General features: G+C 66.2%; 15 protein-coding genes. 11 read left to right on the plus strand and 4 right to left on the minus strand.

Annotation, left to right across the window (positions count from 1 at the left end):
- Positions 1–11 precede the first annotated feature (11 nt).
- On the minus strand, positions 12–614 hold the full coding sequence (locus tag J1N60_RS15120) for an FKBP-type peptidyl-prolyl cis-trans isomerase (protein ID WP_312908685.1): 603 nt from the start codon (positions 612–614) through the stop codon (positions 12–14).
- A 240-nt stretch (positions 615–854) separates the two neighbouring features.
- Here J1N60_RS15120 and J1N60_RS15125 point away from each other — a divergent pair, with 240 nt between their 5' ends.
- On the plus strand, positions 855–1,196 hold the full coding sequence (locus J1N60_RS15125) for a hypothetical protein (RefSeq protein WP_312908687.1): 342 nt from the start codon (positions 855–857) through the stop codon (positions 1,194–1,196).
- 95 nt (positions 1,197–1,291) lie between these two features.
- On the opposite strand, the gene J1N60_RS15130 is transcribed toward J1N60_RS15125, so the two are convergent.
- A complete protein-coding gene (locus J1N60_RS15130; RefSeq protein ID WP_312908689.1) occupies positions 1,292–1,693 on the minus strand; it encodes a winged helix-turn-helix transcriptional regulator in 402 nt (133 codons plus the stop codon).
- 81 nt (positions 1,694–1,774) lie between these two features.
- On the opposite strand from J1N60_RS15130, the gene J1N60_RS15135 reads away from it, so the two are divergent.
- From J1N60_RS15135 to J1N60_RS15175, 9 genes are all read left to right on the plus strand, one after another.
- Positions 1,775–1,936: a hypothetical protein gene (locus tag J1N60_RS15135; RefSeq protein WP_312908690.1), complete on the plus strand. Its 162-nt coding sequence runs from the start codon at positions 1,775–1,777 to the stop codon at positions 1,934–1,936.
- Positions 1,933–2,550, plus strand: a complete 618-nt coding sequence (locus J1N60_RS15140) for a flavin reductase family protein (protein ID WP_312908691.1) — start codon at positions 1,933–1,935, stop codon at positions 2,548–2,550. The genes J1N60_RS15135 and J1N60_RS15140 overlap by 4 nt, the downstream gene beginning before the upstream one ends.
- A 76-nt stretch (positions 2,551–2,626) precedes the next feature.
- Positions 2,627–3,223, plus strand: coding sequence for a hypothetical protein (locus J1N60_RS15145; protein ID WP_312908692.1), 597 nt, complete (start codon positions 2,627–2,629; stop codon positions 3,221–3,223).
- Between the two features lie 144 nt (positions 3,224–3,367).
- A complete protein-coding gene (locus J1N60_RS15150) occupies positions 3,368–4,279 on the plus strand; it encodes an ABC transporter ATP-binding protein (protein ID WP_312908693.1) in 912 nt (303 codons plus the stop codon).
- Positions 4,276–6,162 (plus strand): PrsW family glutamic-type intramembrane protease, encoded by a 1,887-nt coding sequence (locus tag J1N60_RS15155; RefSeq protein WP_312908694.1) that lies wholly within the window; start codon positions 4,276–4,278, stop codon positions 6,160–6,162. The genes J1N60_RS15150 and J1N60_RS15155 overlap by 4 nt, the downstream gene beginning before the upstream one ends.
- Complete coding sequence (locus J1N60_RS15160) at positions 6,152–7,237, plus strand: ABC transporter permease (RefSeq protein ID WP_312908695.1); 1,086 nt, start codon at positions 6,152–6,154, stop codon at positions 7,235–7,237. Before J1N60_RS15155 ends, J1N60_RS15160 begins: the two co-directional genes overlap by 11 nt.
- A gap of 103 nt (positions 7,238–7,340) precedes the next feature.
- Positions 7,341–9,815: a penicillin acylase family protein gene (locus J1N60_RS15165; protein WP_312908696.1), complete on the plus strand. Its 2,475-nt coding sequence runs from the start codon at positions 7,341–7,343 to the stop codon at positions 9,813–9,815.
- Positions 9,812–10,177 carry a hypothetical protein gene (locus J1N60_RS15170; protein ID WP_312908697.1) on the plus strand — a complete coding sequence of 122 codons (366 nt, stop codon included), beginning with the start codon at positions 9,812–9,814 and terminating at the stop codon, positions 10,175–10,177. Before J1N60_RS15165 ends, J1N60_RS15170 begins: the two co-directional genes overlap by 4 nt.
- Before the next feature lie 39 nt (positions 10,178–10,216).
- Positions 10,217–11,191: an aldo/keto reductase gene (locus tag J1N60_RS15175; protein WP_312908698.1), complete on the plus strand. Its 975-nt coding sequence runs from the start codon at positions 10,217–10,219 to the stop codon at positions 11,189–11,191.
- 24 nt (positions 11,192–11,215) lie between these two features.
- Here the strand turns inward: J1N60_RS15175 and tenA are convergent, their stop codons facing one another.
- Both tenA and J1N60_RS15185 read right to left on the minus strand, forming a co-directional pair.
- Positions 11,216–11,914, minus strand: a complete 699-nt coding sequence (tenA, locus tag J1N60_RS15180; RefSeq protein WP_312908700.1) for a thiaminase II — start codon at positions 11,912–11,914, stop codon at positions 11,216–11,218.
- Positions 11,915–12,022: 108 nt separating this feature from the next.
- Positions 12,023–12,682, minus strand: coding sequence for a glycerophosphodiester phosphodiesterase (locus J1N60_RS15185; protein WP_312912599.1), 660 nt, complete (start codon positions 12,680–12,682; stop codon positions 12,023–12,025).
- Positions 12,683–12,844: 162 nt separating this feature from the next.
- Here J1N60_RS15185 and J1N60_RS15190 point away from each other — a divergent pair, with 162 nt between their 5' ends.
- Positions 12,845–13,558 (plus strand): SDR family oxidoreductase, encoded by a 714-nt coding sequence (locus tag J1N60_RS15190; RefSeq protein WP_312908701.1) that lies wholly within the window; start codon positions 12,845–12,847, stop codon positions 13,556–13,558.
- Positions 13,559–13,703 lie beyond the last annotated feature (145 nt).

Genomic DNA, 13,703 nt, shown 5'->3' on the forward strand with positions numbered 1-13,703 from the left:
AGAGCGAAGCGTTAATCCGCCTCTTCTTCGGCTGCCTCGTTCGCCTTCGGCTCGTCAGCACCCGCCTCGTCCGCATCGACCTCCTTCAATCTCGAGAGCGGACGCTCGTCTGCGTCGGTCTCGTCCGCCGTCCGGCTCGAATCGTCGCTCACCGCCAGCACGTGGAGGTCGCACTCGATCGTCGTCCCGGCGAGTTCGTGATTGAAGTCCACGACGGCGCGTCCGTCGTCCTCGACCGCCTGAACCCAGCCGGTCCGGCCGTTGTCGTCCCGGACCAGCGTTCCGGGTTCGAGGTCGGACGGATCAGATGCCAGCGTTCCGGTGGGCACCTCGAGCACGCGCTCCTCGCTGTAGGCCCCGAACGCCTCTTCGGGTTCGAGTTCGACGGTTCGTCGCTCGCCGACGGCCATCTCCCGGAGTGCGCGGTCGATGCCCGGGAGAATCTTCCCCTCGCCGACCCTGACCTCGAGTGGCTTGTAGTCGCGGTGGTCATGATAGATGCCCTCCTCGAGGGCGACGTCGACGTCGGTCGTGTCGAAGACCTCGCCTGAGGCGTCCCCCTCGGCGATGCGACCGGTGAAGTGAATCGCGGCGACGCGTCCGGGGGCTACCATGGGTCGAATAGTGGGTAATGGTGATAGTGATGGGTCATCGTTCGTGTGCGAGCGTACCGCACGTCTCCCACTCGTGGCGCCATCAATCATTTCGTCAGCATCCGTGACTGACTCGAGTATCGACCCGTGATTCGGCGGCGATCTGCGAGAAGACAGACTGGATGGGAACGACGTCGTGTTCATAGAATCGTTGAACACGCAAGGGCCACGCCAATTTTTCGAACCGGTGAATTTGCCTCCATGACCGACTACGAAATGCACGAACCCGACTTCTCGGGAACGACGACCGAGGACTGGGACGACCCCCAATTAGAAGACTTCGACACTGACGACCTGGACGAGGTCGCGGACCACTTCATCCTCTCATCGTCGGGCTTTCCGCCGGAGAACTTCACGGATCTCAAACTCCCCGTGGTCGATCCCGACGGGAACCTGAACAAGAACGCCCTCGCCACGGCGAAAAGCGGTGGGCGCGGCGTCGGCGCAGTCGAGGATCTGGACGACGAGACGGCGGACGAGGTCACGGAGCTGATCGACGACCTGGCCAACGAGCACTTCGACGACGCCGACTTCGGGGAGTGATTCGTATCGGCGACGACTCGGCAGGCCGCGGTCGACGGAGCGTCCGGCAGGCCGCGGTCGACGGAGCGTCCGGCAGCTCGCGGTCTCGACAGGCGCTACTCGTCCCCGGACGCCGACTCCTCGAGCCAGCTGCCCGCCCAGCACTCGATCTCGTCGAAGACCGGTTCGAGCGAGCGCCCCTTCGGCGTCAGGCTGTAGTAGGTCGCGATGGGCGCGTCCTCCTCGATTCGCCGGTCGACGAATCCGAGTTCGCCCAGGTCCTCGAGCACCCGCGAGAGCGTCCTGGCGTTGGCGTCGGTCGCGCGCTTGAGTTCGTTGAAGCGGTACTCGCCTTTCTGGAGTTCGTGGAGGACGGCGAGGCGCCACTGGGAGCCGATCTGCTCGATCGAATCGATGACGGGGCACGGAGAGTCCTCGGGTTCGGATCCGACGGCGACGTCGCCGTCAGTGGACGTTTCAGCGCGCTCGACCTCGAGTGGAGTGGAGTCGGATGACATCGTGGGTATCTGGTTTCCCTTCGTCTCGAAAGCCTATAGCAGTTCGGTATCGTACCAGCTAACACGAGGCAATCACTAACGATGATAGCCGGCCCAACCGAGCAACCGACGACGGAACTGCACGACGACACCGACAGCTGTACCGACGTAGAAACTACGATGGCGTTCTACGAGGGCGTTCCTGGAAGTAGTTTCGTCGATCCGCGAAACGAGAGTCGCAACGGAGGCGCTGATCGGCAGTGATCGATTCCTCGACGTCAACCGACGCGATCGAAATCGACGTCGACGAACGGGAGGGGTCGCTCTATCGAGTCCTCTCGAGCGCGGTCGTCCCGCGCCCGATTGCGTGGGTCAGCACCCGAAGCGAAGCCGGCGTCGACAACCTGGCCCCCTACAGCTTTTTCACCGTCGCCTCGGTCGAGCCGCCGGTCGTCGTCTTCGCACCGGTCGACGGTGCGGACGGCCCCAAGGACACGCCGCGGAACGTTCGCGACACCGGCGAGTTCGTCGTCAACCTCGTGACCGAGGACCTCGCGGAAGCGATGAACGATACCAGCGCCACCCTCGAGGCCGGCGACAGCGAGTTCGAGTACGCCGGTCTCGAGCGCGCCGAGTCGACCGTCGTCGCGCCGCCGCGAGTCGCGGATTCGAAGGTTGCCCTCGAGTGCACCCGGAGAGACCTGCTCGACGTTGGCGGGTCCACGCTCGTCCTCGGCGACGTTCGCTACGTCCACCTCGACGAGGAGGTGACGACCGATGGGAAAATCGACGTAGCAAACGTCGACGCCGTCGGACGATTGGCCGGGAGCTGGTACGCGAAGACCGACGAACGATTCTCGCTCGAGCGACCACCGTAGCCGGGTTCGACGGACTCGAGTCTCGCGAACGGTCCCGAAGAAAGTTTTTCGACGTACGGGACAATCCCCGAGTAACGTGAGCGACCGACGAGGTAATGTTTCTGGCGAGAATTCGGCGACTTCCCACGAGAATTCGGCGGCTTCCGGCGAGAACTCGGCGGCCACCGAGGAGGTGGACTCTCGAACGGAGACGCTGCCGCTCGTCGACGTCCTCGAGACGGTCGCCGTCGGTGCCGCACCGCCGCTGGCGCTGGGTCTATTCGCGTTACTGGTTCCGTCGGTGCCGGTCGGCCAGGCGGTCTTCGTCGGCGTACTGTTTGGCGCGATCCTCGCGTCGTACCGACGAGGCATCGAGGCCGTCCGAACCGAAGACGGGGACGGGGACGGGGACGGGATAACGCGTCGCCTCCGCGTCCCCGACGCCGACAACCCCCGGAGCGACGGATCCGCGCTACTCGCTCGCCTCGACGCCCGAGTCGAGGGCACCGCCCTCGAGTGGGTCGTCGTCGGGGTCGTGGGAGCGATCGGACTCGTTTCCGCCGTCGAACTCGCCACCGTCGGGTTCGAACGGGTTGCCCCTCGAGTGCTCCTGTACGGCCTGCTGTGTGGGCCGGCGGCACTGTTCGCGGTCGTGGTGCGATTCGGTGCGCCGGATAGGCAGGGTTCGGGTTAGAGGCGGGAATAGAGGATAGAGATAGTGATAGGTACAGGGAAAGCCACCCCGTAGGACGTCCTTACGCTCCGCAATTTGTGCTCGCTCGAGCCCCGACCGGCCGCTAGCCTTTTCTGCGGGGTCTCCTTCTATCGATACAATTGAATGATTGACGTTGCGGACCTTCGCAAGGAATACGGCGGCTTCGTCGCCGTCGACGGCAGTTCGTTCTCGATCGACCGCGGCGAGGTGTTCGGCGTCGTCGGTCACAACGGCGCCGGCAAGACCACGACGCTGAAGATGCTCGCCGGACTGATCGAACCGACCGACGGGACGGCGGTAGTGGCCGGACACCCCGCCGGATCGTCGGCGATGCAGCGTCGTCTGGGCTTCCTCCCCGAGGAGTCGCCGCTGTACGAGGAGATGACCCCCATCTCCTACCTCGAGTTCTTCGCCGATCTCTACGACGTGCCGGACGACGTGGCGAGCGAGCGCATCACCGCCCTGCTGGACCGCCTCGACCTCGAGCACCGTGATCGAGAACTCGGGAACATGTCGAAGGGTATGAAGCGCAAGGTCGCCATCGCTCGCGCGCTAGTCAACGACCCCGACGTGCTCATCTTCGACGAACCCGCCTCGGGGCTCGACCCGCTGACGACGAACGCCATCCTGGAGTTTACGCGGGAACTCAGCGAGGAGGGGAAGACGGTCATCTTCAGTGCACACAACCTCTTTCACGTCGAGAGCGTCTGTGATCGCCTCGTCATCATGGCCGAGGGCGAGATCGTCGCTCGCGGAAGCATCGAGGTCATCCGCTCGACCTACGGCGGGACGAGCTACCACGTCTTCGTCTCCACCGAGGGGGACGACGTGGTGGGAAGCGACGCGATCGCCGCCCCGGTAGCCGAGATCGGTCGCGAGAACGGCGATCTTCGATACGTGGTTCGAGACCTCGAGGGCGTCGACGCCGTCCGCGACGCCGTGGAGGCGGCCGGCGGCTCCGTCACCGACATCCAGACGAAGACGCCGAGCCTCGAGGAGATCTTCCTCGAGGTGGCCGGGGAGGCGGCCGCGTGACGGCTGGTCCGGCGTCGAGCGACCCTCGAAGCCAGCGCCAGGACGCGAACGACAGCCCGTCGAGAGCGGACGCCGTTCGCGGCTTCGTCCGCCGAACGGCCCGAATCGCGCGCTGGGAAGTCTCCCGGAGCGCCGGGACTGTCGACCGAAAGACGGTCCTGATCGTCCTCGCGCTCGCGCTCGTCGTCGGTGCGGTGGGTGTCGCGACCCTCGACGAGGGCGTGGGTCTCGAGGATGGCCTCTACACGGTCTCGGTCGACGAGGAGAGCCCCTATCACGCGGTCGCCGTCGAGAACCCGACGTTCACGGCCGTCGAACCGGGTACCGACGCCGACGTGCGGGTGTACCGCGGCGACGTGATCGATCCCGACAGGGCACAGACCTCGAAGGAGAAGGCCGCCTACGCCGCGTTCGCCGACGCCGTCGAGGCGTACAACGAGGAGCGGATGTACGCGGAGGACGACCTGAGCGCCGCGTTCCCCGTCTCCGTGACGCTGACCTACCAGCAGCGATCCAGCCCCGATTCGGCGAGCGGAGGGAGCGACTCGAGTGACGGCGGATCGACCGGATCCGGCGCCGATTTGACAGGAGGTCCGGATGGCGACGGGTCGACTGGCGATGGCGACGGCTCGACGGACGGTGGCGGCGCTCCCACGGACTCGAGCGACGGATCTGGCTCGGGTATCAGCGTGCCGGAGTTCGGCGGCGGCTCGATCGAGGACTCGAGCCAGCCCCAGACCCCGGGCTCGATCACGCCGCCGTTTCCCTTCAGGTCGCTCGTACTCGCGTTCCTGTTCGTCGTCCCGATGAACGTCGTGATCCAGTCCTACGGGAGCACGATCATGGACGAGCGGATCAAGCGCCGCGGCGAGTTGCTGCTGGTCTCGCCCGCCTCGCGGTACGAGATCGTCGCCGGAAAGACACTCCCGTACCTGCTGGGACTCCTGGGAATCGTCGTCGCCATCGCGTACGGGATCGAGGGGAGCTGGCTGTCGGTCGCCGCCGTCGTTCCCATCGCGCTGGTCTTTCTCGCGGCCACGTTCGTCGGGGCGATGTTCGCCCGCTCGTTCAAGGAACTCACGTTCGTCACGGTGACGGTTTCGGTGGTGCTGACGACCTACACGTTCGTACCGGCAATCTTCACGAACGTCACGCCGATCTCGCTCATCTCGCCGCTGACGCTCGTCGTCCTCGACCTCCAGGGCGAGAGCGTTCGCCTCGGGGAGTACCTCTTCTCGACGGCGCCGCTATCTCTCGGCGCGCTCGTCCTGTTCGGGCTCGGCCTCGGGAGCTACCGCGAGGAGGACATGTTCACCCAGAAGCCGATCCCGTCGAAGGCGCTCGACGCCGTCGCCGCCCACGTCCGCGGGTACGCCAGCGTGCTCGCGATGCCGGTCGTCTTCATCCCGTTCGTCTTCGCCGGCCAGTTGCTCACCGTCGCGCTCGTCTTCGCGCTCCCGCAGACGGTGTCGCTCCCGATCGTCTTCGTCGTCGCCGCGCTCCTCGAGGAACTCGCGAAGAGCCTCCACGTCTACGCGGGCTACGCCCACTCGCGGTTCGAATCGTCCGTCCGAACGGCGGTCGTCCTCGGCGCGCTCTCGGGGCTCGGCTTCTTCCTGGGCGAGAAACTCACCCACGCCGTCCAGTTCGTCGGGCTTCCCGACCTGCTCGAGGGGCAGGCCGCGTTCGGTCCCTCGCTGTCCGGCGCCCCCGTTGCCGTGGTAGTTGCCGTCTTCCTCGCACCGCTGGCGTTGCACGCCGTGACGGCGATCATCGGGGCACTCGGCGCCAGTCGAGGACGGACCGCGTACGCACTCGGTCTCACGGCCGCGACGCTCGTTCACGCGGTCTACAACCTCGGGGTGATCGCGCTTGTCGCGTGAGCCACGAGCGGACGAGGATGACTCTACCCTGCACGCTCGACTGGCCATCGTCCGCCGCGAGTGGCGCTCCCTGCGCTCGGAGAAGACCATCGTGCTCGCGCTGGCGATCCAGCTGGTCATCGCCGGCTTCTCGGGCTTCCTCGTCGTCGGCCTCGTCTCGCTGTACGACCCCGGCGCGGTCGAGGGCCAGGAGATGACCGTCGCGCTCACCGGTGACGACAGGGACGCCTTGCTCGAAGCCGTCCACCATCGAGAGGCCATCGAACCGCGGCTCTACGACGACCGCGGAGCCGCCTACGCGGACTTCGATCGGCGAGCCGTCGCCGCCGTCGTCGAGACCAACCGCCTCGAAAACGGCCGGCTCTCGATCGTGGTCACGGCACCCGACGAGGGGATCGGGACGACGCTGTTGATCTCGGAACTCCAGGAGACGTTCCGCACGGTGGAGTTCGAGGAACGGCAGGCGAACGCCGACCGACTCGAGTCGCCGCCCCTGTCCGTGCCCGAGACGAGCGCGACCCCGTACTTCGGGTTCACGTATACCATCCTGGTGCCGCTCCTGTTGTTCCTGCCGGTGTTCATCAGCGGCTCGATCGCCGTCGACTCGCTGATCGAGGAGCGCCAGCGCGGCACGTTAGAGTTGCTCCGGGTGGCGCCGCTGTCGTTCCCGGACGTGGTCGACGCGAAACTCGTCGCGACGGCCAGCCTGGCCCCGCTACAGGGACTCGCCTGGCTCCTCTTGCTCGCGTTCAACGGGACGGCGATCGCCAACCCGGCGGCCCTGGTGATCTTCGTCGCCGCGCTGGCGTTGCTCATCGTCGCACTCGGAATGGGCGTGGCGCTGTACGCCCCGGATCGACGCCAGGCGCAGTTGCTCTACTCGGCGGGCATCGTCGGCCTGCTGGTCGTCACGTCTCTGCTGCCGGAACACCCCGCGAACACGGTCGCGAAACTGGCCATCGGAAGCGAGACGCCGACGACCTGGCTCCTGTTCGCCGGCTACGTCGTGGCCGGTCTCGGGGCGTACCTGCTGCTTCAGTGGTGGCTCGAGCGGGTCGATCAGGCGGCTCTGTAAATAGGGCCGGGATGCGGTCGGCACGTCCGCTGACCCCTTCCCACCGCCGCGACCCGAGTAGTTATACGCCACCCTGCGAATGTCACCGGCCGTGAACGAAGGAATGACGCGACGGGGCGCGCTCGCCGCGGCCGTCCTCGCGGGCGTCGCCGGCCTCTCGCTCTCGTCCGCGAGCGACCTCCTCGAGCAGTTCGCGCCGCTCTCGGGCGATGCGTGGAACGCCGCCGACCGGGAACGTCCGGAACGCGTCGAGAGCCCCTACGGGGACGCGACCGTTCGAATCGACGACGAGGGCGTCCCCCACGTCGAGGCGGACGACGAGCGGGCGGCGTACTTCGCCATAGGCCACCTCCATGGGTTCGACCGCGGCTTCCAGCTCGACCTCCAGCGTCGCCAGATGCGGGGCGAACTGTCGTCCGTCGTCGGCGAGGCCACCCTCGAGAGCGACGAGTTTCACGTCCGGATGGACTTCGCCGGGGCCGCCGAGGCGACCTGGAACGCCCTCGAGGAGACCCACGCCGGGTCGCTCGTCGAGGCCTACGCCGACGGCGTGAACGCGGCGTTCGAGGGCACGACGTTCCCCCTCGAGTTCGAACTGCTCGAGTTCGAGCCGGACCCGTGGGTGCCCGCCGACACGCTCTTGATGGAGAAACAGATCGCCTGGACGCTCACGGGGAACTTCAGTGCCCTTCGACGCCAGGTGCTCGAGGATCGGCTCGAGCCGGCGATTCTCGAGGCGCTGTTCCCCGAACGGATGGACCACGACACGCCGGTGCTGCGAACGGACCCCGAGCACGTCGACGGCCTCGGTGAATTGCGTGGCGTTCGAATCGGCGAAAGTGGCGCGAGCGAAGGAAGCGACGAAACGGGGACAGAGAGTACAGCGGACGCCCACGACTCGAGTACCCCCTCCCTGGCGACGTGGCTTTCGCGGTTCGAATCGCCGCCCGGCGTCGGCTCGAACAGCTGGGTGGTCTCGGGCGAGCACACCGAGAGCGGGACCCCCATCGTCGCGAACGACCCGCACCTCCAGTTGATGACGCCGCCGCTATGGTACGAACAGCACGTCGAGACAGCCGAGACCTCGGTTCGCGGCGTGACGTTCCCGGGCGTCCCTTTCGTCATCATCGGCGCCAACGAGGCCGCCGGCTGGGGCTTCACGAACGTCGGCGCGGACGTCCTCGACTGTTACACCTACCAGATCGACGACGAGAACGAGCGCTATCGGTATCGGAGCGAGTGGCGCGAGTTCGAGACCGAGGAACGCGAGATCGCCGTCTCGGGTGGCGAAAACCGAACGATCACCGCCAGGAAGACCGTCCACGGCCCCCTGCTCGAGCGTGAGGGCGAGACGGTCGGCGTCGCCTGGACGGGACTCAGCGCGACCCGGACGACCGAGGCCGTCTACGACCTGACGGTCAGCGAGGGCGTCGACGACGCACTCGAGGCCGCCCGGCGATTCGACGTGCCGACTCAGAACCTCGTGTACGCGGACGCGAACGGACGAACGCTGTACGTCGCCGCCGGTCAGTTCCCGATTCGCCGGGATGGCGACGACTCGAGCGGCGAACCGATCGCAGGAAATCGCGTCTTCGACGGTTCTGCGGGCGAAGGCGAGTGGGAAGGATACGAGCCCTACGGCGTCTCCGATTGGGAGGGCGATGGATTCGTCCCCTTCGAGGAACAGCCCGCGGCGATCGATCCCGACCTGCTGGCGACGGCGAACCAGCGGACTGCAGACGACCCCGAGCACTACGTCGGTACCGCCTTCGCGATGCCCTATCGTGGTCGACGGATCTACGACGAGCTCGATGCCGCGGCCGGTGAGGAACGCGGAACGGACCTCGAGTTTCACCGAACCCTCCAGACCGACCGTCGCGACGAGCGCGCTGTCGACACGGTTCCCGACCTGCTCGAGGCCGGAACCGCGGCACTCGAGGACGGGACGGTCGACGATCCCGACCAATTCGAGGACGCCATCGATACGCTCGAGGACTGGGGTCCGGAGTACGAGATGGTGCGCGACTCCCGCGGGGCTCTGCTGTTCGCCCGCTGGTTCGAACACCTCCGAGCGGGTGTCCTCGAGCCGGTCTTCGACCCCGCCGATCTCGGTTCCGAGTACTACTCGAACGACTGGATCGTCGCGACCCTGCCCGCCGAGAACCCGGTCTTCGAGGACCGCTCACGGGACTCGATTCTCGTCGAAGCGCTCGAGACGACCCTCGTGGAACTCGAGGATGAGGGGTGGGACACCTACGGCGACTGGAATACTACTGAGCCCGTCGCGCACCCCTTCGGCAGCGAGGCGCCGTTTCTCAGTTACGACGAGCGACCGACCGACGGGTCGCGGGCGACGGTCGACAACTACCGCGTCGAGAGCGCCGTCGGCGCCAGCTGGCGGATGGTTGTCGAACCCGGTGGCGAAGCCTGGGCGATTCTCCCCGGCGGGAACTCGGGTGACTACTTCTCGCCTCACTACGACGACCAGTTCGAGCGGTGGGCCGACGGCGAGTACAAGTCGATGGACCTCGAGGCGAGCGGCGAGACGGCGACGCGGTTCGAGGGGGTGGAGCGATGACGGCTTCGGAGAATAGAGACGAGACGGCGACGACGGGACGAACGACGCTGGCTCGAGTTCGAACCGAGCGCCTGCCCCACCTCCTCGCGCTGTTCGTCGCCGTCGGCCTCGGCCTCGCCCTCTCGTGGCTCCACTGGGCCGGCCTCGTCGTCGGGGGCGTTCTGGTTGGTCTCGTCGCCCGCAGCCTGCTGAAGGCGCTCGGCTACGGGCTCGGATTCGGCCTCGTCGTGCTCGTCGTCTTCGCGTTCGTGCTCGGTGGTGGTCGAGGTCCGGCGCTCGAGATGGCACCCGCTATCTACCTCACTGTCGGTGCTGCGCTCGGACTCCCCATACTTGGGTCGCTGGCTCGCGGCGTCGTCTGAAACGAGTGGCTATTTGGCCCCGATACTCGATTATCCCGCATGGAGTACACGACCCTCGGCTCGACCGGCATGGACGTCAGCCGCCTCTGTCTGGGCTGTATGAGCTTCGGCTCGAGCGACTGGCGATCGTGGGTGCTCGACGAGGAGGAGAGCCGCGAGATCATCGACCGAGCGATCGACCTCGGAATCACCTTCTTCGATACGGCAAACATGTACTCGCGGGGCGAGTCCGAGCGGATTCTCGGGAACGCGCTCGAGGTCCACCGCGACCAGTCGGTCGTCGCCACGAAGTGTTACTTCCAGATGGACGAGGACGACCCGAACTCGGGCGGACTCTCGCGGAAGGCCATCGAGCAGGAACTGACGGCCAGCCTCGACCGGCTGGGGATAGACACGATCGACCTCTACCAGATTCACCGCTGGGACGAGGACACGCCGATCGAGGAGACCCTCCGGACGCTCGACGACGCCGTCCGACGGAACCAGGTTCGGTACCTGGGTGCCTCCTCGATGTTGGCCCACCAGTTCGCGGACGCGTTGCACGCGAGCGAGCGACTGGGCCTCGAGCGGTTCGTCACGATGCAGAACCACTACAACCTCGTCTACCGCGAGGAGGAACGAGAGATGCTACCGCTGTGTCAGAAGCAGGGCGTCGGCGTCCTTCCCTGGTCGCCACTGGCTCGCGGCTACCTGACCCGGCCGGACGAACGGGTGGATGCGACGACCCGCGGCGATGCCGAGGAACAGCTGTACGCCCACCCGTACCGCGAGGGCGGCGGCCGTGAGATCAACGAACGCGTCGAGGAACTCGCCGACGAAAAGGACCTCACGATGGCCCAGGTGTCGCTGGCGTGGCTCCTCCACCAGGAGTGGGTCGACGCGCCGATCGTCGGCACGACGAGCGTCGAGCACTTAGAGCAGGCCGTCGAGGCGCTCGACGTCTCGCTCTCGCGTTCGGACCTCGAGTACCTCGAGGAACCGTACGAGCCCGTTCGCGTGTCCGGTCACGACTGATGGTCTCAAGCTACGACCGAGCGGTTACTGCGAGTCAACGCGGCTCCGGTCCTCCATCGCTCGCGACAGCCCCCAGTCTTCCCGCTGGTAGGCCATCTCCCAGAACCGGTACTCGAGTTTCGCGCTCGTCAGGAACGCGCGTTCCATCGACTCGCGCTCGCCCGGGTACCGTTCGCCACAGCGGTCGACAAACGCGCGCATCCAGGCGACCGAGTCGCGAAACTCGTCGCTCGTGTACTTCTCGATGAACGGCGTGTAGCGGTTCTCCTCCGTCGCGAGGTCGTCCATGTGGGCCGCGATGTCGAGGTAGCCCTGGCCGCAAGGGTAGATCGCGGCGGCGATTTCGGCGATCGACCCCTCGTAGGCCGTCCGAAGGAGGAAGTTCGTGTACGCGACGCACGTCGGCGCCTTCTTGGCGGTCTCGAGGTCCGCCTGCGAGAGGCCGTACTCTGCGGCGAACGAGCGGTGTAACTCGAGTTCGTCGTCCAGGATCGATCTGGCGACCGAGAGCAAGTGCCCCCGCGTGTCGGGGTCTCGCGCCTTCGATCCTGCGATGGAGAACGTACGCGCGTAATCGAGCAAGTATCGGTAGTCCTGGCGTACCCACGCGCGGAACGCCTCGTCCGCGAGCGTTCCCGCCGCGAGCTCCCTCACGAAGGGGTGGGTCTGCTGGGCCTCCCAGATCGGCGCGCCGGTTTCGAGTAGCTGGTCGCTAAACGCCATCGTGGGGGACTCCGCGCTCGAGTGGTATAACTTGGTGGTATTCGCCGAGAATACTCCACTCGAGACCGGGGTCGTTTACCCGGATGGCCACGGGGCGTCAGGGAGTGGCTACAGATTCAGCGGCCGATCGGCGGAGATACAGTCGACGCCGCGATATCCCAATGCTCGGGCGAGGAGTTCGTGTTCGATCGACCAGGCGTGAACCTCGAGGCCAAGCGCCTTCGCCCGCGGCACCAGCTGAGTGAACAGACAGCGCCAGTAGTTCGCCCCGATCACGTCGCAGTCGAGTTCGATGGCGGTCGTCACCGGATGTTCGAGGTGGCGACTGGCCAGGAGGCCGGTCGGCTGGTCGCGATCGAGTTCGCGTACTCGTCGAAGCTCGGGGTGGAGAAACGAGGTCGTCACGACACGGTTTTCGACCCCCTCGAGCGCCTCGAGTACGTCCGCGGCGATGCCGAGTTCCTTCATCTCGAGGTTGACCTCGAGGGACGGTGGTAGCGCCTCGAGGACCTCATCGAGCGTCGGAATGGTCTCTTCGGAGTCGAGGACGGTGAGCGCTCGCAGTTCCTCGAGGGGCCGATCTGAGAGGGCACCGGACTCGACGGTGACGCGCTCGAGCGTGTCGTCGTGGAAGACGACGAGTTCGCCGGAGCCACATCGCCGAACGTCGAACTCGACGGCATCGGCGTACTCCGCTGCCGATCGAATTGCGGTGATCGTGTTTTCGGGGGCCGTCCGGGCGAATCCGCGGTGGGCGATGAGTCGCATTGCCTGTGTGGACACACTGGACGAGCGTGCTTGAAGTCTGCCCCGTCGACTGCGGTTGTGGTCGTTGCGTACCGGAGTGCGACCTTGGTCGACTCGCCCTCGAGTACGATACCACTCTACGCGCCCTCTAGTTTGATTCGGCTGGACGTGGACGGGTCGCTCATGTCGACACCGACACTCGAGTTCGACGGAACCGTCGCAGTCATCACGGGCGCCAGCGGAGCCCTCGGAAGCGCCGCAGTCGACCGCTTTCGGGACGCCGGCGCGACAGTCTGTGCCGTCGACGTCGTCGAACCCGACGACGAGGACGCCCAGCTCGACCCAGACGCGGACACCCACTTCTACCAGGCAGATCTCACTGACGAGTCGACCGTCGAATCCCTGTTCGAGACGATACTCGACGACCACGGTCGGATCGATCATCTGCTGAACATCGCCGGGACCTGGCGCGGCGGGAACCACGTCGAGGAGACGCCACTCGAGGAGTTCGAACTGCTGGTCGACGTCAACCTCAAATCGGCGTTCCTGGCGTCGAAATACGCTCTTCCGCACCTTCAGGAGACCGGGGGCGCCATCGTGAGCGTAAGCGCCCGCTCGGGGCTCGAGGGTGGGTCGGGCGATGGTCCCTACCGGATTACCAAAGCCGGCGTGAAGATCCTGACCGAGACGCTGGCCGAGGAGAACCGCGGGACGGTCAGGGCGAACTGCGTCCTCCCCAGCGTGATCGACACGCCGGCCAACAGGGAGATGATGCCCGACGCGGATCACGACTCGTGGGTCGACCCGGCCAATATCGCCGAAGTCATGGCGTTTCTCTGTAGCGACGGCGCCTCGGTGACCAGCGGCGCGGCTGTTCCGGTGTACGGCGAGGCCTGACGTTCGCGTCACTCGAGACTCGGATGAGGGGCCTTTTATAGCCCACTCGGAACCGATCCGACCGTCCACGCGGTGCGGACCGATCGACGAATCCTCAACTGGGCTAACTGTTTTGTACCCCGACACTGTCTCGTGATCTCGTGGC

The organism is Natronosalvus caseinilyticus (assembly GCF_017357105.1).
GTDB lineage: Archaea > Halobacteriota > Halobacteria > Halobacteriales > Natrialbaceae > Natronosalvus > Natronosalvus caseinilyticus.